The sequence below is a fragment of the Streptomyces spiralis genome (assembly GCF_014654675.1).
In the GTDB taxonomy this organism is placed as follows: Bacteria; Actinomycetota; Actinomycetes; order Streptomycetales; family Streptomycetaceae; genus Streptomyces; species Streptomyces spiralis.
Map to the genome: position 1 here is coordinate 104,504 of NZ_BNBC01000010.1, position 24,775 is coordinate 129,278.

At 70.4% G+C, this 24,775-nt stretch carries 24 protein-coding genes and 1 pseudogene; 7 read left to right on the forward strand and 18 right to left on the reverse strand.

The genetic code is table 11. The features are described from left to right. Positions 1–25 precede the first annotated feature (25 nt). The 4 genes and pseudogenes from IE318_RS44855 to IE318_RS13265 all read right to left on the reverse strand — a co-directional run bounded on the left by IE318_RS44855 (position 26) and on the right by IE318_RS13265 (position 1,757). Positions 26–247, reverse strand: coding sequence for a hypothetical protein (locus IE318_RS44855; protein ID WP_229903497.1), 222 nt, complete (start codon positions 245–247; stop codon positions 26–28). A gap of 108 nt (positions 248–355) precedes the next feature. Continuing rightward, positions 356–403 (reverse strand): annotated as a pseudogene (locus IE318_RS46510) (hypothetical protein); the annotation flags it as partial. Continuing rightward, positions 391–666, reverse strand: a complete 276-nt coding sequence (locus IE318_RS44860; RefSeq protein ID WP_229903498.1) for an SDR family NAD(P)-dependent oxidoreductase — start codon at positions 664–666, stop codon at positions 391–393. The pseudogene IE318_RS46510 and the gene IE318_RS44860, both read right to left, overlap by 13 nt. Positions 667–692: 26 nt before the next feature. Next, a complete protein-coding gene (locus IE318_RS13265; protein WP_030170533.1) occupies positions 693–1,757 on the reverse strand; it encodes an alpha/beta hydrolase in 1,065 nt (354 codons plus the stop codon). 271 nt (positions 1,758–2,028) lie between these two features. Between IE318_RS13265 and IE318_RS13270 the strand changes: the two genes are divergently transcribed. Both IE318_RS13270 and IE318_RS13275 read left to right on the forward strand, forming a co-directional pair. Further along, a complete protein-coding gene (locus tag IE318_RS13270; RefSeq protein ID WP_308438568.1) occupies positions 2,029–3,549 on the forward strand; it encodes an AlkA N-terminal domain-containing protein in 1,521 nt (506 codons plus the stop codon). Positions 3,550–3,560: 11 nt separating this feature from the next. Continuing rightward, complete coding sequence (locus IE318_RS13275) at positions 3,561–4,052, forward strand: methylated-DNA--[protein]-cysteine S-methyltransferase (RefSeq protein WP_189899939.1); 492 nt, start codon at positions 3,561–3,563, stop codon at positions 4,050–4,052. Positions 4,053–4,199: 147 nt separating this feature from the next. Here IE318_RS13275 and IE318_RS13280 read toward each other — a convergent pair whose 3' ends face one another. Beyond that, positions 4,200–4,766, reverse strand: a complete 567-nt coding sequence (locus tag IE318_RS13280) for a nucleoside deaminase (protein ID WP_189899941.1) — start codon at positions 4,764–4,766, stop codon at positions 4,200–4,202. Between the two features lie 110 nt (positions 4,767–4,876). Between IE318_RS13280 and IE318_RS13285 the strand changes: the two genes are divergently transcribed. Continuing rightward, the gene (locus IE318_RS13285; protein ID WP_189899943.1) at positions 4,877–5,797 is read left to right on the forward strand and encodes an antibiotic biosynthesis monooxygenase; all 921 of its coding nucleotides are present in this window, start codon (positions 4,877–4,879) and stop codon (positions 5,795–5,797) included. Between the two features lie 39 nt (positions 5,798–5,836). Next, complete coding sequence (locus IE318_RS13290) at positions 5,837–7,216, forward strand: FAD-binding oxidoreductase (protein ID WP_189899945.1); 1,380 nt, start codon at positions 5,837–5,839, stop codon at positions 7,214–7,216. Here the strand turns inward: IE318_RS13290 and IE318_RS13295 are convergent. Continuing rightward, positions 7,201–7,992 (reverse strand): SIR2 family NAD-dependent protein deacylase, encoded by a 792-nt coding sequence (locus IE318_RS13295; RefSeq protein ID WP_229903499.1) that lies wholly within the window; start codon positions 7,990–7,992, stop codon positions 7,201–7,203. The two genes, IE318_RS13290 and IE318_RS13295, sit on opposite strands and share 16 nt — an antisense overlap. 82 nt (positions 7,993–8,074) lie before the next feature. Between IE318_RS13295 and IE318_RS13300 the strand changes: the two genes are divergently transcribed. Beyond that, positions 8,075–8,275, forward strand: coding sequence for a type II toxin-antitoxin system VapB family antitoxin (locus tag IE318_RS13300; RefSeq protein ID WP_189899947.1), 201 nt, complete (start codon positions 8,075–8,077; stop codon positions 8,273–8,275). A gap of 18 nt (positions 8,276–8,293) precedes the next feature. On the opposite strand, the gene IE318_RS13305 is transcribed toward IE318_RS13300, so the two are convergent. Both IE318_RS13305 and IE318_RS13310 read right to left on the reverse strand, forming a co-directional pair. Further along, positions 8,294–8,794, reverse strand: a complete 501-nt coding sequence (locus IE318_RS13305; RefSeq protein WP_030170563.1) for an NUDIX domain-containing protein — start codon at positions 8,792–8,794, stop codon at positions 8,294–8,296. Next, on the reverse strand, positions 8,791–9,954 hold the full coding sequence (locus tag IE318_RS13310; protein ID WP_268256739.1) for an ADP-ribosylglycohydrolase family protein: 1,164 nt from the start codon (positions 9,952–9,954) through the stop codon (positions 8,791–8,793). The genes IE318_RS13305 and IE318_RS13310 overlap by 4 nt, the downstream gene beginning before the upstream one ends. Positions 9,955–10,124: 170 nt before the next feature. Between IE318_RS13310 and IE318_RS13315 the strand changes: the two genes are divergently transcribed. Beyond that, positions 10,125–11,276, forward strand: coding sequence for a glycerate kinase (locus tag IE318_RS13315; protein WP_189899949.1), 1,152 nt, complete (start codon positions 10,125–10,127; stop codon positions 11,274–11,276). A gap of 289 nt (positions 11,277–11,565) precedes the next feature. On the opposite strand, the gene IE318_RS13320 is transcribed toward IE318_RS13315, so the two are convergent. Further along, complete coding sequence (locus IE318_RS13320) at positions 11,566–12,432, reverse strand: oxidoreductase (RefSeq protein ID WP_189899952.1); 867 nt, start codon at positions 12,430–12,432, stop codon at positions 11,566–11,568. Between the two features lie 140 nt (positions 12,433–12,572). Here IE318_RS13320 and IE318_RS13325 point away from each other — a divergent pair, with 140 nt between their 5' ends. Next, positions 12,573–13,502 (forward strand): helix-turn-helix domain-containing protein, encoded by a 930-nt coding sequence (locus IE318_RS13325; protein WP_189899954.1) that lies wholly within the window; start codon positions 12,573–12,575, stop codon positions 13,500–13,502. A gap of 40 nt (positions 13,503–13,542) precedes the next feature. Here IE318_RS13325 and pssA read toward each other — a convergent pair whose 3' ends face one another. From pssA to IE318_RS13370, 9 genes are all read right to left on the reverse strand, one after another. Next, entirely contained in the window at positions 13,543–14,361 is an 819-nt protein-coding gene (pssA, locus tag IE318_RS13330) for a CDP-diacylglycerol--serine O-phosphatidyltransferase (protein ID WP_030170580.1), read from the reverse strand. 22 nt (positions 14,362–14,383) lie between these two features. Continuing rightward, a complete protein-coding gene (locus IE318_RS13335; protein ID WP_030170583.1) occupies positions 14,384–15,040 on the reverse strand; it encodes a phosphatidylserine decarboxylase in 657 nt (218 codons plus the stop codon). Positions 15,041–15,209: 169 nt separating this feature from the next. After that, the gene (locus IE318_RS13340; RefSeq protein ID WP_189899955.1) at positions 15,210–16,415 is read right to left on the reverse strand and encodes an acyl-CoA dehydrogenase family protein; all 1,206 of its coding nucleotides are present in this window, start codon (positions 16,413–16,415) and stop codon (positions 15,210–15,212) included. Between the two features lie 4 nt (positions 16,416–16,419). After that, positions 16,420–16,932 carry a MaoC family dehydratase gene (locus tag IE318_RS13345; protein WP_030170591.1) on the reverse strand — a complete coding sequence of 171 codons (513 nt, stop codon included), beginning with the start codon at positions 16,930–16,932 and terminating at the stop codon, positions 16,420–16,422. A 5-nt stretch (positions 16,933–16,937) separates the two neighbouring features. Then, complete coding sequence (locus IE318_RS13350) at positions 16,938–17,903, reverse strand: HpcH/HpaI aldolase/citrate lyase family protein (RefSeq protein WP_189899957.1); 966 nt, start codon at positions 17,901–17,903, stop codon at positions 16,938–16,940. Beyond that, on the reverse strand, positions 17,900–19,927 hold the full coding sequence (locus IE318_RS13355; RefSeq protein WP_189899959.1) for an ethylmalonyl-CoA mutase: 2,028 nt from the start codon (positions 19,925–19,927) through the stop codon (positions 17,900–17,902). The genes IE318_RS13350 and IE318_RS13355 overlap by 4 nt, the downstream gene beginning before the upstream one ends. An 18-nt stretch (positions 19,928–19,945) precedes the next feature. Continuing rightward, the gene (gene ccrA / locus IE318_RS13360; protein WP_189900107.1) at positions 19,946–21,283 is read right to left on the reverse strand and encodes a crotonyl-CoA carboxylase/reductase; all 1,338 of its coding nucleotides are present in this window, start codon (positions 21,281–21,283) and stop codon (positions 19,946–19,948) included. 396 nt (positions 21,284–21,679) lie between these two features. Then, complete coding sequence (locus IE318_RS13365; RefSeq protein ID WP_030170603.1) at positions 21,680–22,498, reverse strand: TetR family transcriptional regulator; 819 nt, start codon at positions 22,496–22,498, stop codon at positions 21,680–21,682. A 136-nt stretch (positions 22,499–22,634) separates the two neighbouring features. Next, positions 22,635–24,440 carry a 3-hydroxyacyl-CoA dehydrogenase family protein gene (locus tag IE318_RS13370; protein WP_189899963.1) on the reverse strand — a complete coding sequence of 602 codons (1,806 nt, stop codon included), beginning with the start codon at positions 24,438–24,440 and terminating at the stop codon, positions 22,635–22,637. Between the last annotated feature and the right edge of the window lie 335 nt (positions 24,441–24,775).

The following is a 24,775-nucleotide window of genomic DNA, read 5'->3' on the forward strand; positions in this document are numbered from 1 at the left end:
GGCGCGGCCGGTGCGGACATCGACGTCAGGCGGAGGCGGGGAAGTCGGTGGTGGGTGCGGTGGCGGCCGTGGCGTCGAGATTGGCCTGGAGGGCCTGGACCTTCGCGGCGGCGTAGGCGTGGGAATCGGAGCCCAGGAGCTGGCGCAGGGGTCCTCCGCCGGCGACGACCCGGCTGACGATGGCTTCGGCACCCTTGCGCGGATCACCGAGCTGACTGCCCTGGAGCTCGAGGTGGTTGTCGACCATCTCGCGGACGCCGGGGTAGTGGTCGGTGGTGGCGGCGGGCAGGGCAAGGGAGTCGGGTGCGAGGAAGGCGGTGCGGAAGTAGCCGGGCTCGACGATGGTGACGTCGATCCCGAAGTCGGCGACCTCGGCGGCCAGAACCTCGCTCAGGCCTTCCAGAGCGAACTTGCCCGCGCAGTAGCGGCGTTGTTGACGACCACGTCCAGGCCGCCGAAGTGCTCGACGGTCTTGTTCACGGCCTGCTTGACCTGCTCCTCGTCGCGCAGGTCGACGGCGAGCGGGAGAAGACGGGAGGTGTCGGCACCATCCCCGAGCGCGGCGGTCAGCCGCTCGGGGCACCTGGTCGTCGCCGCGACACTGTCACCGCGCTCCAGCAGCTGCCTGGTCAGGCTCGAGGTGTGACCACGGCCGGATGTGAACACCTGCTCCCGCCGGACCGCACCGAGTCTCACCGCGGCGCGGACAGCCAGGCGCCGAGCCAGTGGAAGGCCATCGGGTATCCCGCGGCGAACGTGTGGTAGTTGTGCCCGCCGGTGGGCAGCAGTTGCGTGCGCACCTGGACGGAGGAGGTCGCCGAGGCCGTCAGGAACCGCTCGATGGCGTCGGGCGGGCTGAAACGGTCCTGGCGGGAGGTGGACAGGAACAGACCGACCCGTGCCCTGGAGTGGGCCACGAGCTCGGTCGGGGTGTTGGCCCGGCGCTGCGCGGGGTCGGGCAGGACGGACGGATCGCCGGTCAGCGGGTCGGGATCGAGCGCCGCGCCGGCGCCGAACACCTTCGGATACTGCAGGGGCAGCTTCGCGGCGCAGTATCCGCCGGTCGAGTAGCCCATGACTCCCCACCCGGAGTGCCCCCGCAGGGTGCGGAACTTGTGCCGCACCAGGTCGGGCACGTCGTACGCCAGCCAGGTGGCGACCTTGCGGTCGGGCAGGTCGCTGCAGTCGGTGTCCACGCTGCCCGGGTCGATCACCGGCATCACCAGGATGAAGGGGTGCACCTTGCGCTCGTTCATCAGGTCCACGAAGGTCCCGGGCATGCCGCCGTGCTCCAGCCAGGACTGCGGCGAGCCGGGAACCCCGTGCATCAGCAGCAGCACCGGGAACCGCTTGGTGCGGTAGGCGGGCTCGTCGTACTGGGGCGGGGTCCACACCAGCACCTGGCCGGACAGCCTGGAGCGCGCGCCGCGGAAGTACGTGTCGAGCACGCCGTCCCGGGTGCCGTGGTTGAACTGCGCGCGGCTGACCGGAGGGCCGGGCATCGCGTCCGCGTTGCCGCTGGTGCTCGTCGTGCCCAGCAGGTCCGCCCATGAGGCGTACAGGCCGTAGCTGTTGTTGATCCACGTCGCCACGACGGAGATGGCGGTGAGCTGGCACACGACGATCATCAGTCCGTGCACCAGCCAGCGCAGCGGACCCGGTCCGCGGACCCGGGACCAGAGCGCGACCGTGCCGATCATCGTCAGGACCGTCGCGACGGCGAGAACCGTGAAGAACGCCGCACCAGTCAGCGCCACGTGGCCACCTTCCCACAGCAGCGGACCGCGCCGGCGGCAGCCGCTTTTCGAACATGAATTCGAGTCAACACGCGGGGCGCTCCGGCGGCCGGACCACCGGCAAGCACCCCCAGCGTCCTGGTTGATGCACGGATCGAGGCGCGGGTTGCCTGCCGAGGACCCCGAAATACTGTGAAACGGCCGACACGGTGATCCGGCAGACTCCAGCGCACCCCAGGTCGATGTCGGATTTCTGCCAGACCCGGCCGCCGGGCTGTCCGATGCTGGAGGCATGCAGAACGGGATGCACACGGATCGGGAACGCTGCGTACGCGCCGTCCAGTCGAAGGACGCACGGTTCGACGGATGGTTCTTCACGGCCGTCCTGACGACCGGGATCTACTGCCGGCCCAGCTGTCCGGTGGTGCCGCCCAAGCCGGAGAACATGACATTCCACCCGAGCGCCGCCGCCTGCCAGCAGGCCGGGTTCCGGGCCTGCAAACGCTGCCGGCCCGACACCAGCCCCGGCTCACCGGAGTGGAACCAGCGCGCCGACCTCGTGGCCCGCGCCATGCGACTGATCGCCGACGGCGTCGTCGACCGCGACGGCGTGCCCGGCCTCGCCGCCCGCCTCGGCTACAGCAGCCGCCAGGTCGAACGCCAGCTCCTCGCGGAACTCGGTGCCGGCCCGCTCGCGCTCGCCCGCGCACAGCGCGCCCAGACCGCCCGGCTGCTCATCGAGACCACCGCCCTGCCGATGGCGGAGATCGCCTTCGCCGCCGGATTCTCCTCGATCCGCACCTTCAACGACACCGTCCGCGAGGTCTACGCGCTCTCCCCGAGCGAGCTGCGCAGCCGCCTCCCCAAGCAGTCCGCGACTCCGCGAACGGGGGCGACCCCAGGAAACCCGGAGACCTCCCCCGCCCCGGGCGCCATCTCCCTCCGCCTCCCCTTCCGCACGCCCCTCAACCCGGACAACCTCTTCGGTCACCTGGCGGCGACCGCGGTCCCGGGCGTGGAGGAGTGGCGGGACGGGGCCTACCGGCGCACGCTGCGGCTGCCGTACGGGCACGGGATCGTCGCCCTGACACCCGAGCCCGACCACATCGCCTGCCGCCTCACCCTCAGCGACCTGCGCGACCTGCCCGTGGCCATCAGCCGCTGCCGGCGCATGCTCGACCTGGACGCCGACCCGGTCGCCGTGGACGACCAGCTGCGCACCGACCCGGTCCTCGCGCCCCTGGTCGACAAGGCCCCCGGCCGACGGGTGCCGCGCACCGTGGACGAGGCCGAGTTCGCCGTCCGGGCCGTACTCGGCCAGCAGGTCTCCACGGCCGCCGCCCGCACCCACGCGGGCCGCCTGGTCATCGCCCACGGCGAGCCGGTCGACGACCCCGAGGGCGGCCTCACCCATCTCTTCCCCGCACCGGAGGCACTGGCCGCCCTCTCCCCGGAGTCGCTGGCGATGCCCCGCACCCGGCGCACGACCTTCACCACACTGGTCCGCCACCTCGCCGACGGCACACTCCACCTCGGTGCCGAGAGCGACTGGCAGGAGACCCGCGCCCGCCTGCTGTCCCTCCCCGGCTTCGGCCCCTGGACGGTCGACGTCGTCGCCATGCGCGCCCTGGGCGACCCCGACGCCTTCCTCCCCACCGACCTCGGCATCCGCCGCGCGGCCAAGGAGCTGGGCCTGCCCTCGACACCGGCGGCACTCACGGCCCGTGCGGCGGTCTGGCGCCCGTGGCGGGCGTACGCCGTGCAGTACCTGTGGGCCACCGACAGTCACCCGATCAACTTCCTTCCCGTCTGAGGACGTTCACGATGAACACGAAGCAGCACGCCGTCGTCGACAGCCCGTACGGCCCCCTCACCCTCGTCGCCGAGGACGGTCTCCTGTGCGGCCTGTACATGACCGACCAGCGCCACCGCCCACCGGAGGAGACGTTCGGCGCATGCGCCGCCACAGCAGCCTTCGACGCGGCCGAGGAGCAACTGGAGGCCTACTTCGCGGGCGAGTTGAAGGAGTTCACGCTGGAACTGCGCCTGAACGGAACACCGTTCCAGCGCCGCGTCTGGGACCAGCTGCGCACGATCCCCTACGGCGAGACCCGCACGTACGGCGAACTGGCCGACGCACTCGGCTCCCCGGGCGCCTCCCGCGCCGTCGGCCTCGCCAACGGCAAGAACCCCATCGGCATCATCGTCCCCTGCCACCGCGTCGTCGGCGCCGACGGCAGCCTCACCGGCTACGGCGGCGGCCTGGACCGCAAGCAGCGCCTGTTGGACTTCGAGGGCGGAGCGGCCCTGTTCTAGGCCGATCCGCTCACTCCGTCGCCGCAACGCGGTGGTGGTTGGTGCACCCTCGACCCTCGCCGCCTGCGGGATGCGGGACGAGATGCGCCACCGAACCTGATCACTCCGGGCCTGCGCCTGACCCTCAACTGAACAGGTGAACGCCCGTCAGTACGGATGGTGGTTCGGCTTGTCCTGCCATGCCTGGTAGGCCTGGGCGCCCAGCTCGGGGTACATCTGCTGGAGACTGATGCTCCGCTGGTCCGGAGGTCGCTGGAAGTCCTCGTACTGGAAGTCGTCGCTGAACCCGATCTCCTCGGTGGCTTTCCAGTCACAGCTGTAGTAGACGGCCTCGATGCGCGCCCAGTAGATGGCGCTCATGCACATGGGGCAGGGTGCGCCGCTGGTGTAGATCGAGCATCCCTGGAGCATGCGGGCACGCTCCGGCAAGACGTCCGGGGACCCCTCGGGACGGGGCACCAGCTCCAGTGTGTACTCGTTCTGGTGCTCTTCCGAGACCGTGGGAGCATCGGGGTTCAGGTACTGAATGGCCTTGCGTATGGCTTCCACCTCGCCATGCGCGGTGGGGTCGGCCGTGAGCAGCACCCGGTTCTGGCCGCGAGCGATCACCTCACCGTCGTGGGTGATCACCGCGCCGAAAGGGCCTCCCCAGCCGTTCTCCACCGATTCGGTGGCCAACTGCGCCGCTTCGGCCAGGTACTCCCTGTGTCCCATCTCGGCGCCTCCGATCCCACTTGCTTTTGCGGCATATACGGGTTTTATCTAGCCTAGGAGGCGTGAGTCCTCGTGCAACTCCTGGCTCCCACGATGACAGCGCGACCGTCGTGATCTCACAGAAGGTCCGTCCGGGATGTGAGGACGAGTACCGGCGCTGGCAGGATCGAACCAACGAGGTCGCAGGCGAGTTCGACGGGTTCGAGGGCACGGAGCAGTACCCTCCGGCCTCCGTCGAGGGAAACGAGTGGGTCGTCGTCTTCCGTTTCTCCCATCTGGATCAGCTGACCGCGTGGATGGGCTCCGACACGCGCCGCGAACTCCTGGAGCAGGGACGCGACCTGTTCGAGGAGGCCCCCAGGCAGGAAGTTCTCGCAGGTGGCATGCCGGTGCATGACGCCGTCACCGCGGTGGTCTCGCACGACGTGCGCCCTGACCAGGAGCGGGCATTCGTGAGCTGGCAGGAGAAGATCCTGTCGGCTCAACGGAAGTTCCCGGGCTTCATGGGTTCGGAGTTGTTCCGGCCCGTGAAGGGGGTCCAGGACAAGTGGGTCGCCGTCTTCCGCTTCGACACCCGTCAACATCTGGACAAGTGGCTCGAATCCACCACTCGTCGAAAGCTCCTCGACGAAGGACGAGGCGCCTTCGTGTCCTACGACGTGCGCAAGGTCGGATCCGCGTTCGGCAGCTGGTTCCGCTTCGGGCAGGGTACGGAAGAGGGTGCTCCGCCCAACTGGAAGCAGGCCATGTCCGTGGTACTGGCCCTCTATCCCACCGTCGAGGTCCTCAACCTCGTGGTGAGTCCCCGGCTTGCCGCTCTCGGCCTGCCCGGATATCTCGCCTTGTTCATCTCGAACGTGTTGAGCGTGTGCATCCTGACGTGGCTGCTGATGCCGTTGGTGAACAGAGCCCTCGCCTTCTGGCTGATGCCCAGTCAGGCGCGCTCCCTCCGCATCGACGTGGCAGGTGTCGCAGTGGTGGCGATCTGCTGGCTGGCGTTCATCGTGATCTTCGGCCTGACCACCGGCTGACGGCCGGCCCCGGGAGATGCTCACGACGAGGAGGTCGTCATGAGCGAACACAGTCGGCGCTCAGGGACCGAGGGCCCGTTCCTCCGCAGGGGCGACGCGGACTATGAGACCGCCCGTGCGCGCGCACTGTGGAACGAACTCAAGCCGGACCGGCACCCCGATGTGATCGTCCGAGCCGCCTGCGAACGGGACGTTCAGGAGGTCCTGAGGCTGGCCGTGTCCCGCGGACTGCAACTCGCCGTACGCGCAGGCGGACACAGCTGGTGCGGTTCACCACTACGGGACGGAGGCATACTCCTCGACCTCTCCGGGCTCGATCAGTGGGAGATCGATGTCGAATCGGCGACGGCGACCGTGCAACCAGGTGTCATCGGCAGCAGATTCGCGATGGAGCTGGCCCGGCACGAACTCGCCTTTCCGGCAGGGCACTGCCCTACCGTCGCGCTGGGCGGTTACCTTCTCAGCGGTGGCCTGGGCTGGAACTCCGGTCTGTGGGGGGTGGGCTGCGCGAGCGTACTGGAGATCACCGCTGTCACGGCCGACGGTGAAGTGCTCAGGTGCACCGAAGAAGAGAATCCCGGCCTGTTCTGGGCGGCACGCGGAGCCGGGCCCGGGTTCTTCGCCGTCGTCACCCGCTTCCGTCTCCGTCTCCAGCCGCGCCCGACCGCACTCGCCACGACCTCCTACGTCTTTCCCTTGGCGGCAGTCGGCCCCGTAGCCGACTGGGCCACCGAGACGGCGCGTGAACTGCCCGCGAACGTGGAACTGTCCCTCCTGCTGGCCACGGAGGACGCATCAGGCGCGACGGATGGGCCGGGGCCCAAGGTGGTCGTCGTCACCGCCACCGCGTTCGCGAACTCGCGCACCGAAGCCGTTGGCGCCCTGCATCCGCTGCGGAGCTGCCCACTCTCCGAACGACCGCTGTCCCGGCGACTCGACGAGCCGACATCTCTTGCCGTTCTCTACGACGCCTCGATGGACCTGTGGCCCGAAAAGCACCGCTACGCGGCCGACACGCTGTGGTCGCACGAGGACTACGCTCTGCTCCTGGCAGAGCTGGGCGACGCGTTCGCCAAGGCCCCTTCCGGGAAGTCCATCGTGCTGGCGCCCGTCTCACCGGTCTCGCAGCAGGATGAGCTGCTGCGGCACATGGCGTTCTCCGTGCTCGGAGAGAGCTACGTCGTGCCCTACGCCGTCTGGGCCGATCCCGCGCAGGACGACGTCAACGTGCGCTGGCTACGCGACGCCATGCACGCGGTGGAGCCGTTCGGAGCCGGTCACTACATCGCCGAAGCGGACCTGACCGCCGACCCCTCCCGTGCCAGGCGATCGTTCACAGCCGCCGATTGGGATCGCCTGCAATCCTTGAGGGCGGAGTACGACCCGCAGGGTCTGTTCTTCCCCTACCTGTCCGCCTGAGACGGCCCGGCGCTCGCACCTGGTACTCGACGAGGCGCTGAGGGATCGTCCCCGGCGCTCAGTCGGCGAAGCAGTGCGGGCAGTGCGGTGCCGATCGGTTCCCGTACGACCTCGTCGGCGCGGTCGTCGTACGGTGTCGGTTCGGCGTTGACGATGATCAGGCGTGCGCCGTGGTCGGCGGCCACTGCGGCGAGGCCGGCGGCGGGCTGGACCTGGAGGCTGGTGCCGACCGCGATGAATACGGTGCAGGCCTTGGTGATGGCGACGGCCTCGCCGAGCACCTGCGGGTCGAGGCGCTCGCCGAACATGACGGTGGCCGACTTCAGGATGCCGCCGCAGTCCCGGCAGTGCGGATCCTCCTCGCCGGCCTCGACCCGGGCGAGGGCGTCCTCCATGGACCCGCGAGCATGGCACTTCGTACACACCACGCTGCGCGCGCTGCCGTGCAGTTCCAGCACCTTGCGGGCGGGCATCCCGGCGAGCTGGTGCAGGCCGTCCACGTTCTGGGTGATGACCCGGACCGGCACCCCGGAGCGTTCCAGTTCGGCGACCGCGCGGTGCGCGGCGTTCGGCTCGGCCTGCAGAGTGTGGTTCCTCCGCCGCATCTGCCAGGAGCGGCGGCGGATCTCCGGGTCGCTCATGTAGTAGTCGTACGTCACGAGCTTCTCGGCCTCCGGATCCCGCCGCCACAGCCCGTTCGGGCCGCGGTAGTCGGGGATACCGGAGTCGGTGGAGACACCGGCGCCGCTGAGGACGGCGACGAGGGGCTTGGTCATGGGACAGAGGGTAGGGGCGGGGAATCGGGCGGGCGAACGGATATTCGTCCGCACGGGGCCCGCGCGGTGCTACGGTCCGCGCATGGCCAAGGTGACCGTCTCGCTCGACGCCGAACTCGTCGTGGAAGTCATGGTGCTCGCCGGGGTGGGCAACCCGCAGGACGCCGTCGAGCTGGTCGTCCGCGACTACATCGAACGCGGCCACCGTACGGAGGCCAGGGTCGCCGCGCGTGACGAGGCTCTGCGCGAGGTCGACGCCAAGCCCCGGGACGTGGAGCGCTGACGCCCCGGGCGAGGCCGGTCAGCCGACGCGCCGGCCGTTCTCCAGTTCCGCCGTGCCCGCGTTCTCGGCGAGCACGTCGAGGGCGGCCAGGACGCGGCGGCCCAGGGCGCCCGGCAGGTGGGCGGCGAGTTCGCCGCGCGGGACGAGACGCCAGGACAGCAGCTCCTCCTCCTGGAGGCGGATCGCCTTGAGGTCCTCCTGGGCGAGGACTCCGCCGTCGTAGATGTACGCCACCAGCGGCGGGCGTCCCGTGCCGGGCACCCAGTCGACCGCGAGCAGCCGCCCCGGCTCCCGGTCGAGGCCGATCTCCTCCAGCGTCTCGCGGCGCGCGCCCTGGCGCGGTGTCTCACCGTCGTCCGACTCGACCGTGCCGCCCGGCAGCGCCCATCCCTCCCGGTAGTTGGGCTCGACGAGCAGCACCCGCCCCTCGGCGTCGCGGAAGAGCACGGCGGCACCGGCGAGGACACGGGGCAGCCCGGCGATGTAGGTGGCGTAGTCCGGGATGTTGGGAGTGGTCATCCTGGAAGGGTAGCCAGTCGCAGCGTCCGCTCCGCCAGCTCGCTGATCCGTACGCCGTCGAAACCGAAGACCGCGCTGCGCACGGTGTCCTCCAGGGGGTCCCTCCACTGGGCCGGGATGCCCCGCGCTCCGGTCAGCACGCCGGCCACCGAACCGGCCGTCGCGCCGTTGGAGTCGGTGTCCAGGCCGCCGCGGACGGTCAGCGCGATGGTGCGGGTGAAGTCGCCGTCGCCGTAGAGCAGGCCGGTCGTGAGGACGGCGGCGTTCGGGACGGTGTGGATCCAGCCGAGTCCCGCGGTCTCCTCCGCGAGCGTGGTGAGGGTGTCCTCCCAGGGCAGCCGCGTCTCGTGCAGGGAGACGGCGCGGCGTACGGTGCGGGCCAGACGGCTGCTCGCCGGGATCACCGTGAGCGCGGTGTCGACCGCGGCACGGACGCTCGGCGCGGTGAACGCCGCCGCGATCAGCGCGGCCGCCCACATGGCGCCGTACACACCGTTGCCGGTGTGCGACAGCACCGCGTCGCGGCGGGCCAGCGAGGCGGCGCGGCGCGGGTCTCCCGGGCTGGTCCAGCCGTGGATGTCGGCGCGGATCAGGGCGCCGATCCACTCCTGGTAGGGGTTGTCGTACGTCGCGGTCAGGGGCGGTTTGAGACCGTTCGCGAGGTTGCGGTACGCGGCGCGCTCGGCGGTGAACGTCTGCAGGTACGGCAGCCGCAGCAGCCACAGGTCGCCGACCTGCTCGGTGCTGAAGCCGAAGCCGTGGGTCTCCAGCAGGTCGAGGCCGAGGATCGCGTAGTCGATGTCGTCGTCGCGGCAGCTGCCGCGGATGCGGCCGCGCACACAGCCGCGCCACTCCGGTCGCAGCTCCGGGAGGTCGTCGGCTCCGACGGGTTCGGGGAGGTAGTCGGTGAGCGGCAGCGCGGCGGCCCGGCGCAGGTAGCGGTCGATGCGGTCGCGGGTCCACACGTCGCCCTGCTCGACCGGCTTGCCCAGCATGTTGCCCGCGATCCGGCCCAGCCAGCCGCCGAGGACGCGGTCGGCCAGTTCCGCGCGGTCGGCGGGGGCCGGACGGTCGCCGAGGGTCGGGCGATCGGTGAGCGTCGGGTGGTCGGCGGATGCCGGGCGGTCGGCGCGGCCTGGATCGGTGCCCACAGGGGTCATAGGACCGGTGTACCCGCTTTCCTCCGCGACGTCCCCGGCCGTCCTCGACCGTCTCCGGTGCTTCTCAGGGAGCGGGCGGGGCATGGCGCGGGGGACGGTCGCCGGTTATGGTCGCAGCGGCGCGACTGGCCCCCTGACGTGCGGGGCCCGGAGAGCAAGGGGATTGCAAGGTGGCGGACGCTGCAGTGCACGGCACCCGCGGGGTGCTGGTTGCCGCGGACAAGTTCAAGGGCTCGCTCACGGCCGTACAGGTCGCCGAGCGGGTGACGGCCGGGCTGCGCCGGGTCGTGCCGGACCTCCGGGTCGAGGCGCTGCCCGTGGCCGACGGCGGCGACGGGACCGTGGACGCGGCGGTCGCGGCCGGGTTCGAGCGCCATGAGGTACGGGTCGCCGGTCCCCTCGGCGACGAGGTGACGGCCGCGTTCGCGCTGCGCGGCGACACCGCGGTGGTGGAGATGGCGGAGGCCAGCGGGCTGCAGCGGCTGCCGGCCGGTGTCCTCGCGCCGCTCACGGCGTCCACGTACGGCTCCGGCGAACTGCTGCGGGCCGCGCTGGACGCGGGGGCGCGGACGATCGTGTTCGGCGTCGGCGGCAGCGCGACCACGGACGGGGGCGCGGGGATGCTGTCCGCGCTCGGGGCCCGGTTCTCCACCGCGGCCGGTGAGCCGATCCCGCCGGGCGGCGGCGGACTGGCGGAACTCGCCCACGCCGACCTGTCCGGCCTCGACCCCCGGCTCGCCTCCGTCGAATTCGTGCTCGCCAGCGACGTCGACAACCCGCTGACCGGACCGAAGGGGGCGCCCGCGGTCTACGGTCCGCAGAAGGGCGCGTCCCCGGAGGACGTGGAGACGCTGGACGCGGCGCTCGCGCACTACGCGAAGGTCCTGGAGGAGGCGATCGGGGCCAGGGCGGCCGAGTACGCGGTGTCGCCCGGGGCCGGGGCCGCGGGCGGCATCGGGTACGGCGCACTGATCCTCGGCGCCCGGTTCCGGGCCGGCATCGAGGTGATGCTGGACGTGCTCGGGTTCGCACCGGCACTGGCGCGGGCGTCCCTGGTGATCACCGGTGAGGGCTCGCTGGACGAGCAGACCCTGCACGGCAAGGCCCCGGCGGGGGTCGCCGCGGCAGCCCGCGCCGCGGACAGGGAGGTCGTCGCCGTCTGCGGGCGCCTGGCACTGGCACCGCAGGTCCTCGGCAGGGCCGGCATCCGCCGGGCATACGCCCTGACCGACGTGGAGCCCGACGTGTCGAAGTGCATCGCCGACGCAGGCCCGATCCTCGAACGCGTGGCGGAACACATCGCCCGGGACTTCCTCCTCTGACGACCCCCGGCTGTCGACCCCCGGCCGAGCGAACCGGCCGCCCGTCGGCCGGAGGGGTAGGCCCCGAATGAGGCTGGGACCGCCGGCCCGGCGCTCCCTCGGCCTGGGGGTTCCTCCTCGCTCCTCATGCCTCTCCCCGGCCCGCGGGACTCCTCGGGCCGGGTGGGGACTCGCTCGGCCCACGAGTGGCTCCTGGCGCCCCGTGCCTGCTCGGGCCTGCTGCGCTCGGTTGCTGGAGCCCCAGGCGGCTCGTCGGTGTCCGTGCGGTCCCCCCGGACCCCGCCTCCGCTCACCTCCCCCCGATCCCGTTCAGCTCCTCGGTCGCGTCGGCGGGCAGGGTGAGCTCCGCTGATGCGATGTTCTCGTGCAGGTGGGTCACCGACGAGGTGCCGGGGATGAGGGCGATGGCGGGGGAGCGCTGGAGGAGCCAGGCCAGGGCGACCTGCTGCGGGGAGGCGTCCAGGCGGGCGGCGACCTTCGTGAGGGTCTCCGACTGGAGCGGTGTGAAGCCGCCCAGCGGGAAGTACGGGACGAAGGCGATGTTCTGCGCGGCGCACAGGTCGAGCAGGTCGTCGTCCTGGCGGTGGGCGAGGTTGTAGAGGTTCTGGACCGTCACGACGGGCGCGATCGCCTGGGCCTCGGCGAGCTGCCGGGCGGAGACGGCACTCAGACCGAGGTGACGGATCAGCCCCTGCTGCCGCAGCTCGGCGAGGGCGCCGAACTGCTCCGCCAGGGAGTCCTCGGTCGGCGTGTCGTGGGAGCCGAGCCGGAGGTTGACCACGTCCAGCGTGTCCACGCCCAGGTGGGCGAGGTTGTCGTGCACCTGGGCCTTCAGGTCGGCCGGGTCCAGGATCTGGCGCCAGCTTCCGTCGGGGCCCCTGCGGGCGCCGACCTTCGTGACGATGCGCAGGTCCGCCCGGTAGGGGTGCAGCGCCTCCTTGATCAGTTCGTTGACGACCGCCGGGCCGTAGAAGTCCGCGGTGTCGATGTGGGTGATCCCGGCCTCCACCGCGGCGCGCAGCACCGCGACGGCCCGGTCGCGGTCCTTGGGCGGGCCGAAGACGTTCGGTCCGGCCAGCTGCATGGCGCCGTAGCCGATGCGGGTGAGGGTCAGGTCCTGGGCCGGGGTGAGGGTTCCGCCGAGGTTCGCGGGCATGCGTCGTGCCTTCCGTGACGTGCTGTGTGGTCTCGTCTGCCGTCCAGCGTGGGCCGATACCGGGAGCGGCGGCAGTGCCCTGCCGTTCCTGGGAGTGGCAGGGACAGGAACGTCCCGGAGCGCGGCCGTACGGTGAGGGCATGGACGGTACGAACGCGCTCGGCGAGTTCCTGCGCGCCCGCCGGGGGCTGGTACGGCCGGAGGACGTCGGCCTGCGCAGCAGTGGCCTGAGGCGGGTGCCGGGGCTTCGTCGTGAGGAAGTGGCGATGCTCGCCGGGATCAGCTCGGACTACTACCTGCGCCTGGAGCAGGGCCGGGACCGCAACCCGTCGGTGCAGGTCCTGGAGGCGATCGCCCGGGTCCTGGGACTGGACGCCGACGCCACCGCGCACCTGCTCACCCTGGCGCAGCCGCGCCCGTCCGGCGCCCGTCCGTCCGGCGCGCGGGGTACGGGCGGCGGCCGGTCCCGGGGCGCCGGGCGCGGCGCGGCCGCGCGGGCGGCGGCCGTACCGGTGAGCATCCTCCAGCTCATCGACGGCTGGACCGACAACCCGGCCTACGTGCAGAGCAGGCTTACCGACGTCCTCGCGGTGAACCGCCTGTGCGCCGCCCTGTCGCCGAACTACGCCCCCGGCGTCAACCTTCTGCGGGCCGTCTTCCTCGACCCCGCCGAGCGGGAGCTGAGGCGCGACTGGGAGGAGGCCACCGAGGAGGCCGTGGCCACCCTGCGGGCCCGGGTGGGGCCGGACGTCGACGATCCGGCGCTGCGGGAGCTGGTCGGTGACTTGTCGGTGCGCAGCGACCGGTTCCGCCGGCTGTGGGGCCGCCACGACGTACTGCCGCGGCGCGGGCTGGTCAGACGGCTGCGCCATCCACGGGTCGGCGACATCGAACTGCATTCGGACAAACTGACCATCGACGGCACCGACGGACTGACCCTGGTGGTCTTCCACGCCGAGCCCGGCAGCCGCAGTGCCGAACTGCTGAGGATCCTCGGCAGCCTCGCCGCGCCGGAGCACGACCAGCGGGACGACCACGCCCCGGACAGCGGAAGGGCCCCCGAACCGTGAGGTTCGGAGGCCCTTGCCCGTCGTACGCCGTACGCGACCGCTACGGCAGCTGCGCCGCCCGTGCCTCGCGACGGTTGTCCCGGAAGTTGTTCACCCGGCGCGCCGTGGCGAACAGCGGGATCACCGCGCCCATGACCAGCTGCAGCGCGCAGCCGGTCTGGAGGAGCAGCTGGCCGCTCGGGGCGTCGAACGCCCAGGCGGCGAGCAGGCCCATCGACAGCACGATCCAGGAGAGCATCGCCACCGCCAGGCGCCCCCGCGGCTTGGGGTACTCCACGCGGCTCACCATCAGCCACGCCGTGCCCAGGATCGCCAGCAGCGTCGCCACGAAGGGCAGCTCCAGCAGCACGATGGACACCACGGTCAGCGCGCCGAAGGGCGAGGGCATGCCCTGGAACATGCCGTCCTTCATGGTCACGCAGGAGAATCTCGCCAGCCGCAGCACCACCGCCAGCAGCACCACGATGGCGCCCAGCGCGGCCACCCTCTGGTGGGCGTCGTCCGCGACCATGCCGTAGACGAGGACGAAGTACGCCGGGGCCAGGCCGAAGCTGATCAGGTCCGAGAGGTTGTCCAGCTCCGCGCCCATGGGGGAGGAGCGCAGCTTGCGGGCGACCAGGCCGTCGAACAGGTCGAAGACCGCGGCGCACAGCATCAGGATGACGGCCGTGGCGGCGCTGTGCCGGGCCATGCCCGACTCGCTGCTGCCGGTGAGGTGCGGGATCAGGATGCCGGTGGTGGTGAAGTACACCGCCATGAAGCCGCACGTGGCGTTGCCCAGGGTGAGGGTGTCCGCTATCGACAGGCGCAGCGAGAGGGGCATCTCCTCCTCGTCGTCCACGTCGTCGGCCTCGGGCACCCAGCCGGCCTGGGTGTCGGGATCAATCACGGTCAATGCGAGTCACCCCAGCCACGGTCTTCTGGCCGACCTCGACCGCGACCTCCACGCCCTCGGGCAGGTAGAGGTCGACGCGCGAGCCGAAGCGGATCAGACCGATCCGGTCGCCCTGCTCGACCTTGGTGCCCGACGGGATGTAGGGGACGATACGGCGGGCCACCGCGCCGGCGATCTGGATCATCTCGATGTCGCCGAGCTCGGTGTCGAAGTGCCAGACGACCCGCTCGTTGTTCTCGCTCTCCTTGTTGAACGCAGGAACGAACCCGCCGGGGATGTGCTCGACCGACGTGACCGTGCCGGAGAGCGGGGCACGGTTGACGTGGACGTTCAGCGGGCTCATGAAGATCGCGACGCGGGTGCGGCCGTCCTTCCAGGGCATGATGCTCTGCACCACGCCGTCGGCGGGCGAGATGACCCGGCCCTGGGCGATCTCGCGCTCCGGGTCGCGGAAGAACCACAGCATCCCCGCCGCCAGCGCGGTGGCGGGGACGGCTACGGCCCTGGCCGCACCGGAGCGGCGGGCGCGGACCAGGCTGACGGCCGCGGTGGCGACGGTCGGCAGAAGCCACGGCGATGCTCCGCGCGCGAGGCGTACGCCGGCGAGGCTGTCGCGAGGTGCAGAGGTTTGGCTGTGGGGCATGGATGACCTTCGTAGCGGATGATGCCGCGCTTCGACGGGGGACGGCGGCTTTCCGCGATCGTAGCGGTTAAGGGCCACAACTGGGTAAGCCGGGAAGCCGAGTCGGCGGCCGAGAACCGTTGACGGGGTGTGATCTTCTTCTCGACGAAAACACCCCGTATGCGGACAATCAGCCCTGGAACCGATACTCTTCGAGCAGTCTGCGGCCGATGATCATTTTCTGGATCTCGGCGGTACCTTCACCGATGAGCAGCATGGGGGCCTCGCGGTAGAGGCGCTCGATCTCGTACTCCTTCGAGAAACCGTAGCCGCCGTGGATGCGGAAGGCGTCCTCGACGACCTCCTTGCAGTACTCGGAGGCCAGGTACTTCGCCATCCCGGCCTCGAGGTCGTTGCGCTGGCCCGAGTCCTTCTTCCGGGCCGCGTTGACCATCATGGCATGCGCGGCCTCGACCTTGGTGGCCATCTCGGCGAGTTTGAACTGAATGGCCTGATGCTGGGCGATCGGCTTGCCGAAGGTGTGCCGCTGCTGGGCGTACTGGACGCCCAGCTCGAAGGCGCGCTGGGCCACGCCGCAGCCACGCGCCGCCACATTGACACGGCCGACCTCGACGCCGTCCATCATCTGGTAAAAACCCCGGCCGGTGGTGCCGCCGAGCACCCGGTCGGCCGGAATCCGCAGGCCGTCCATGATCAGCTCGGTGGTGTCGACACCCTTGTAGCCCATCTTGTCGATCTTGCCCGGGATGGTGAGGCCGGGACGGACCTCGCCGAAACCGGGCTCCTTCTCCACCAGGAAGGTCGTCATCGACTTGTGCGGCGCGGTGCCCTCGGGGTGACCCTCGTCACTGCGGACCAGGACCGCGACCAGCGAGGAGGTGCCGCCGTTGGTCAGCCACATCTTCTGGCCGGTCAGGACGTACTCGTCGCCGTCCTTGACCGCCTTCGACGTGATCGCCGACACGTCCGAGCCCAGCGCCGGCTCAGACATCGAGAACGCGCCCCGGATGTCACCGAGGGCCATCTTCGGCAGGAAGTAGTCCTTCTGCTCCTGCGTGCCGTGCTGCTTGAGCATGTACGCGACGATGAAGTGGGTGTTGATGATGCCGGACACCGACATCCAGCCGCGCGCGATCTCCTCGACGCACAGCGCGTACGTCAGCAGCGACTCGCCCAGGCCCCCATACTCCTCGGGGATCATCAGACCGAACAGGCCCAGCTCCTTCAGGCCGTCCACGATCTGCTGCGGGTACTCGTCGCGGTGCTCCAGGCCGGTCGCGACCGGGATGATCTCCTTGTCGACAAAGTCACGGACGGTGGAGACGATCTCCTGCTGGACGTCGGTCAGACCGGCGGTCTGGGCGAGACGGGCCATGGCTCTAGTTCTCCTGCTGCTTCAGCTCCGGGCGGCCCGGCTGCTCGCCGCCGCGCTCCTTGATGTACGTCTCGGTCGGCACCATGACCTTGCGGCGGAACACGCACACCAGGGTGCCGTCCTGCTTGTAGCCCTTGGTCTCGACATGGACGATGCCGCGGTCGTTCTTCGACTTCGACGGCCACTTGTCCAGCACCGTCGTCTCGCCGTAGATCGTGTCGCCGTGGAAGGTGGGCGCCACGTGCCGGAGCGACTCGATCTCCAGGTTGGCGATCGCCTTCCCCGACACGTCCGGCACCGACATGCCGAGCAGCAGGGAGTAGATGTAGTTGCCGACGACGACGTTCTTGCCGAAGTCCGTCGTCCGCTCCGCGTAGTTCGCGTCCATGTGGAGCGGGTGGTGGTTCATGGTGAGGAGACAGAACAGGTGGTCGTCGTACTCCGTGACCGTCTTGCCCGGCCAGTGCTTGTAGACCGCGCCGACCTCGAACTCCTCGTAGGTGCGTCCGAACTGCATCGCGCTCACGCCTCCGGGATCTCGAACGTGCTGGTGCGCTGCATGCCGGCGGCGCGTCCCTTGCCCGCGACGACCAGCGCCATCTTGCGGCTGGCCTCGTCGATCATCTCGTCGCCGAGCATCGCGGAGCCCTTCTTGCCGCCCGCCTCGGACGTGTAGTACTCGTACGCGTCCAGGATCAGCTCGGCGTGGTCGTAGTCCTCCTGGGAGGGCGAGAAGACCTCGTTGGCGGCGTCCACCTGACCGGGGTGCAGCACCCACTTGCCGTCGAAGCCGAGCGCGGCGGCACGGCCGGCCACCTCGCGGAAGCCGTCGACGTTGCGGATCTGCAGGTAGGGGCCGTCGATCGCCTGGAGGTTGTTGGCGCGGGCGGCCATCAGGATCTTCATCAGGATGTAGTGGTAGGCGTCCGCCGGGTAGCCGGGCGGCTGCTCGCCCACGACGAGGGACTTCATGTTGATCGACGCCATGAAGTCGGCCGGGCCGAAGATGATCGTCTCGATGCGCGGGGACGCCTGGGCGATCTCGTTGACGTTGTTGAGGCCCTGGGCGTTCTCGATCTGGGCCTCGATGCCAATGCGCCCCACCTCGAAGCCCATCGTCTTCTCGATCTGCGTCAGCAGCAGATCAAGAGCGACGACCTGCTGAGCGTCCTGCACCTTCGGCAGCATGATGCAGTCAAGATTGGGGCCGGCTCCCTCGACCACCGTCACGACGTCCCGGTACGTCCACTCGGTCGTCCAGTCGTTGACGCGCACCACCCTGGTCTTGCCCGTCCAGTCACCCTCGTTGAGGAACTTGACGATGGTGTGGCGGGCCTCCGGCTTGGCGAGCGGCGCGCACGCGTCCTCCAGGTCCAGGAAGACCTGGTCGGCCGGGAGGCCCTGCGCCTTCTCCAGGAAGCGCGGGTTGCTGCCCGGTACGGCCAGGCAGGAGCGCCGCGGCCGAAGGCGGTTGACGGGGGTGGTCATGCGGGGACCTCCAGAGGGTCGAGCTTGTTCGCTTTCCGGATCTCGTCGACGATGCGGCCGATGATCCCGGTGATGTCGAAGTCCTTCGGGGTGAAGACGGCGGCCACTCCGGCGGCCCTGAGCTGCTCGGCGTCACCGTTCGGGATGATGCCACCCGCGATCACGGGTATATCTGTGGCACCGGCCACACGGAGTCGCTCCAGCACGTCCGGCACCAGCTGGGCGTGCGAGCCGGAGAGGATGGACAGGCCGACGGCGTGCACGTCCTCGGCGAGGGCCGCGTCCACGATCTGCTCCGGCGTGAGCCGTATGCCCTGGTAGACCACCTCGAAGCCGGCGTCGCGGGCGCGGACGGCGATCTGCTCGGCGCCGTTGGAGTGCCCGTCCAGGCCGGGCTTGCCCACCAGGAAGCGCAGCTTGCCGACGCCGAGGTCATGTGCGGTGGCATCCACCTTCCGGCGGACGTCGGCCAGGGCCGAGCCCTGTTCGGCGGCCACCGCGACGGGCGCGGAGGAGACCCCGGTGGGGGCCCGGAACTCGCCGAACACCTCCCTCAGCGCCCCGGCCCACTCCCCGGTCGTGACACCCGCGCGGGCGCACTCCAGGGTGGCCTCCATGAGGTTGTCCGTGCCCTTGGCCGCCTCCTTCAGCCGCTCCAGCGCCTTGCAGGGGCGCGGGTGGTTGAAGGGCGGCTGGTAGCGGGTGTCGCGCCAGCGCTGGAGCGAGGCGATGACACGGGCCTCGACCGCCGGGTCGACCGTCTGGATCGCGGTGTCCAGGTCGGCCGTGAGCGGGTTCGGCTCCGTCCCCTCGAAGATGTTGACGCCGACGATCTTCTCTTGACCGGACTCGATACGGGCCCGGCGCTCGGCGTGCGAGGCGACCAGCTGCGACTTCAGATAGCCGGACTCCACGGCGGCCATCGCGCCGCCCAGGTCCTGGATGTGGTCGATCTCGGCGAGCACCGCCTCGACCAGCTCGTCCACCTTTGCCTCGATCACCTTCGAGCCCTCGAAGATGTCGTCGTACTCCAGCAGATCGCTCTCGTAGGCGAGCACCTGCTGGATGCGCAGCGACCACTGCTGGTCCCAGGGGCGGGGCAGGCCGAGCGCCTCGTTCCAGGCCGGCAGCTGCACCGCACGCGCCCGTGCGTCCTTGGAGAGGGTGACGGCCAGCATCTCCAGCACGATCCGCTGGACGTTGTTCTCCGGCTGGGCCTCGGTCAGGCCGAGCGAGTTGACCTGGACGCCGTAGCGGAACCGGCGCTGCCTGGGGTCCTCGATGCCGTAGCGCTCGCGCGTGATCCTGTCCCAGATCCGGCCGAAGGCGCGCATCTTGCACATCTCCTCGACGAAGCGGACGCCCGCGTTGACGAAGAAGGAGATGCGGGCGACCACGTCGCCCATGCGCTCCTGCGGCACCTGGCCGGAGTCGCGCACCGCGTCCAGGACGGCGATCGCGGTGGACATCGCGTACGCGATCTCCTGCACCGGCGTGGCGCCCGCCTCCTGCAGGTGGTAGCTGCAGATGTTGATCGGGTTCCACTTGGGCATGTGGGAGACCGTGTACGCGATCATGTCCGTCGTCAGCCGGAGCGAGGGTCCCGGAGGGAACACATGGGTTCCCCGGGACAGGTACTCCTTGACGATGTCGTTCTGGGTCGTGCCCTGGAGCTTGGTGATGTCCGCGCCCTGCTCCTCGGCGACGACCTGGTAGAGCGCCAGCAGCCACATGGCCGTGGCGTTGATCGTCATCGAGGTGTTCATCTGCTCCAGGGGGATGTCCTGGAACAGGCGGCGCATGTCACCGAGGTGGGCGATCGGCACGCCCACCCGGCCCACCTCGCCGCGGGCGAGGACGTGGTCGGAGTCGTAGCCGGTCTGCGTCGGCAGGTCGAACGCCACCGACAGACCGGTCTGGCCCTTGGCGAGGTTGCGCCGGTACAGCTCGTTGGACGCCTCGGCCGTGGAGTGGCCGGCATACGTGCGCATGAGCCACGGCCGGTCCTTCTGACGCTCAGTCATCTATGACCTCTGGTGTCCTCAGACGTTGCGGAAACGGTTGATGGCGTCGATGTGCTTGGCGCGCATCTCCTCGTCGCGCACGCCCAGGCCCTCCTCGGGGGCCAGGCACAGCACGCCGACCTTGCCCTGGTGCAGGTTGCGGTGGACGTCGTAGGCCGCCTGGCCGGTGTCCTCGAGGGAGTACACCTTCGACAGCGTCGGGTGGATCTTGCCCTTGGCGATGAGGCGGTTGGCCTCCCAGGCCTCGCGGTAGTTGGCGAAGTGGGAGCCGATGATCCGCTTCAGCGACATCCACAGGTACCGGTTGTCGTACTCGTGCATGTAGCCCGAGGTGGAGGCGCAGGTGGTGATGGTGCCGCCCTTGCGGGTGACGTAGACCGAGGCGCCGAAGGTCTCGCGGCCGGGGTGCTCGAAGACGATGTCGATGTCCTCGCCGCCGGTCAGCTCGCGGATGCGCTTGCCGAAGCGCTTCCACTCCTTCGGGTCCTGGGTCTGCTCGTCCTTCCAGAACTTGTAGCCCTCGGCGTTGCGGTCGATGATCGCCTCGGCGCCCATCGAGCGGCAGATGTCCGCCTTCTGAGACGAGGAGACGACACAGATCGGGTTGGCGCCGCCGGCCAGGGCGAACTGCGTGGCGTAGCTGCCGAGGCCGCCGCTCGCGCCCCAGATGAGGACGTTGTCGCCCTGCTTCATGCCGGCGCCGTTGCGGGAGACCAGCTGGCGGTAGGCGGTGGAGTTCACCAGGCCCGGGGCCGCGGCCTCCTCCCAGCTCAGGTGGTCCGGCTTCGGCATGAGCTGGTTGGACTTCACCAGCGCGATCTCCGCCAGGCCGCCGAAGTTGGTCTCGAAGCCCCAGATGCGCTGCTCGGGGTCGAGCATCGTGTCGTTGTGGCCGTCGGAGGACTCCAGCTCGACGGAGAGACAGTGAGCGACGACCTCGTCACCGGGCTTCCAGGCGTTGACGCCCGGGCCGGTGCGCAGGACGACGCCCGCGAGGTCGGAGCCGATGATGTGGTACGGCAGGTCGTGGCGCTTGGCGAGCTCGTTGGTGCGGCCGTAGCGCTCCAGGAACCCGAACGTGGACAGCGGCTCGAAGATCGAGGTCCACACCGAGTTGTAGTTGACGGAAGAGGCCATGACGGCCACCAGGGCCTCGCCCGGGCCCAGCTCGGGCAGCGGCACGTCGTCCAGGTGGATCGACTTGCGCGGGTCCTTGTCGCGGGTCTGCAGGCCCGCGAACATCTCCGTCTCGTCCTTGTGCACGGTGATCGCGCGGTACGACTCGGGGAGCGGCAGAGCGGCGAAGTCGGCGGACGTGGCGTCCTTCGACTGGATCGCGTCCAGGATGTCCTTCACGGTCACGGTGTTGCCTCCGGCGGTGAGCGCCCTGAGGGAGGGGCGCTGAGGGTTCGTCGGTGCTGCGATGAGTGCTGCTGAGGGTTTTCGAGGGTGTGCCGTCGGTTCGGCGGGTGGTGCTTCGGCAGCGCGTGGTGGCGCGGGAGGTTGCCTGTGACGCAGGCGTTCGGGCGCGCAGGTGATGGTCTGCGGGGACAGCCCGGACACCATCAACGTATGACACCGCGTGTCACCCCGCAAGGCACTGAGTGCCAGAACTTCCTCTCAAATGAAATCTTTACCTGACAGATGAGCGATGATCGATCGAATGCGCCTCTCCCGGCGGGTCAAAAAGGGCGCTGACATGCAAAAACGGCCACCCGGAGGGTGGCCGTTGTCACAGCGGGAAAGGGCGGTTCAGCGCTCCTTGAGGGCCTGTTCGATGGTGCGCATGATCTCTTCCAGGGGCGCGTCGGTGCGTGCCACGGTCACCAGCACCTCGCCCTCGACGGACGCCGCCGCGGGCGCAGAGGCGGCCGGCGGGGCAGCCGTGCCGCGCCCGGCGCCGATGCCGGTGCCGAACGTCTTGCGGACGATGGCGAAGGCATGGTCCAGCTGCGCCTCCACGTCCCCCTGGCCGCCCGCCCGCAGCCAGCGCCGCAGCACGTGGTTGTGCGCGGTGACCACGGCCGAGGCGGCGACCTCGGCCAGCAGCGGGTCGTCGTTGGCGTCGTCGGCGTGCGCGTGCTCGTCGAAGTGGCCCAGCAGATAGCGGGTGAACAGGCGCTCGTAGCGGGCCACCGAGGCGATCTCCGCCTCGCGCAGCGTGGGTACCTCGCGGGTCAGCTTGTAGCGGGCGACCGAGATCTCCGGCTGCGCCGCGTACATCTTCATGACTTCCTTGATGCCCCGGCACACCGTGTCGAGCGGGTGCTCGTGCGCGGGGGCGGCGTTGAGCACCGCCTCGGCGCGGATCAGGGTGTCGTCGTGGTCCGGGAAGATCGCCTCTTCCTTGGAGCGGAAGTGACGGAAGAAGGTGCGGCGGGCGACCCCGGCCGCCGCGGCGATCTCGTCGACCGTGGTCGCCTCGTACCCCTTGGTCGCGAACAGCTCCATCGCGGCGGCGGCCAGTTCCCGGCGCATCTTGAGCCGCTGGGCGGCCGCACGGGAGCCCGCGGCGCTCTCCGGCGCGTCGGGCGTGGCTGATGTACGTGAGGACTTGGCGGGCTGGGACATGCCCTGAACGTACTGCATACGCGCAGCCCGGCGCGCAGGTCCCCGGCCTCCCCCGTGCCCGGGGGGCGAGGGCGGGGCGGCGGGCTCCAGCAGACCGCCCCACTCCCGCTCCGCCCGGAACCGGTCGGCTCCTCGGTCAGCGGCGGGCATATTCGCGGAAACCGCGGCCCGTCTTGCGGCCGAGGCAGCCCGCGGCCACCAGGTGCTCCAGCAGCGGCGCCGGAGCCAGTCCCGGGTCGCGGAACTCGCGGTGAAGGACCTTCTCGATGGCCAGCGACACGTCCAGGCCGACCACGTCCAGCAGCTCGAAGGGGCCCATCGGGTAGCCGCCGCCGAGCCTCATGGCCGCGTCGATGTCGTCCAGGGACGCGTAGTGCTCCTGCACCATCTTGATCGCGTTGTTGAGGTACGGGAACAGCAGCGCGTTGACGATGAAGCCGGCGCGGTCGCCGCAGTCCACGGGGTGCTTCCTGATCCTCGCGCACACCTCGCGGACCGTCGCGTGGACGTCGTCCGCGGTCAGCACCGTGCGCACCACCTCGACCAGCTTCATCGCCGGCGCCGGGTTGAAGAAGTGCATGCCGATCACGTCCTGCGGGCGCGAAGTGGCCCGCGCACAGGCGACCACCGGCAGCGAGGAGGTGGTGGTGGCGAGCACCGCGCCCGGCTTGCAGACCTTGTCCAGCGTCGCGAAGAGCTGCTGCTTGACCGCCAGGTCCTCGGCGACGGCCTCCAGGGCCAGGTCCACGTCCGCGAAGTCGTCGTAGCTGCCCGTCGCCGTGATCCGGTCCAGGGTCTGCGCGGCCGCCTCGGCGGTCAGCCGCCCCTTGTCGACCGAGCGGGAAAGAGACTTGCCGATACGGGCCTTCGCGGCCTGCGCCTTCTCGGCGCTGCGCGCGGCGAGCACCACCTCGAACCCGGCCTTCGCGAACACCTCCGCGATGCCGGAGGCCATGGTGCCCGAGCCGGCGACGCCGACGGAGCGGACGGCGCGGCCTGCGGTGAGGGTGTCGCCGTCCAGCGGGGTCAGCGCGTCCCGCACGACGGTGCCGCTGCCCGGAGCCTCGTAGGTGTAGAAACCGCGGCCCGCCTTGCGGCCGGTCAGGCCCGCCTCGCTGAGCTGCTTGAGGATCGGCGCGGGCGCGTGCAGCCGGTCGCGCGACTCGGCGTACATGGCCTCCAGGACCGTACGCGCGGTGTCGACGCCGATCAGGTCGAGCAGGGCGAGCGGGCCCATCGGCAGCCCGCAGCCCAGCCGCATCGCGGCGTCGATGTCCTCACGGGAGGCGTACTTCGCCTCGTACATCGCGGCGGCCTGGTTGAGGTAGCCGAACAGCAGCCCGTCCGCGACGAACCCGGGCCGGTCGCCGACCGCGACGGGCTCCTTGCCCAGTTCCACGGCGAGGTCGGTGACGGCGGTGACGGCCTGCGGCGCGGTCAGCACGGAGGAGACCACCTCGACCAGCTTCATCGCCGGCGCGGGGTTGAAGAAGTGCAGGCCGAGCACCCGCTCGGGGCGCGCCGAGTCGGCGGCCAGGCGGGTCACGGACAGCGCGTTGGTGCCGGTCGCCAGGATCGTCCCGGGCCGCACGATGCCGTCCAGCTCGCGGAAGATCTGGTGCTTGATCTCGTAGGACTCCGGTGCCACCTCGATGACGAGGTCGGCGTCGGCCGCCGCGGTCAGCGCGGTGGAGGTGCGCACCCGGGCGAGGAGGTCGGCGCGCTCCTGCGCGGTGAGCCGGCCGCGCTCGACGGCATGGGCGGTGGAGATCTCCAGGGCGGCGACGGACCGGGCCGCCGCCGCCTCGCTGATGTCGATGCCGACGACCTCGCGGCCGGCCCGGGCGAGGACTTCGGTGATGCCGGTGCCCATGGTGCCGAGACCGACGACGGCGATCGTCTTCAGCGGGGACAGAGAGGTGTCGGAGAGGGGAGTGGCCATCGCGGGACTCCAGGAATGAGGGTGACGACTGGGAACGCGGCCCGGTGCGCGAAGGAACGCGCACCGGGTGCGAGGAAAGGGATGCGGGTGTGGCCGGGCTGCGAGCGCACACGCCCGGTGCCGATCGCCGTGGGCGTACACACGCCCGGGCGGTGGCGGAATGCCGACCGGCTCTGTCCCCAAGCCGAGTCGTACTGCGGTACCTGACGTACCGAACCGACAACCCTCGCGGCGGCTGCGTCACCAGGCCGCTGCGAGGTTGGTGCGAGCGGGTAGCTCGCTCGTCTGAGCTTAACCCGTGGGTAACGAGCGCGCCAGCCCCCGAGTTTGTGATG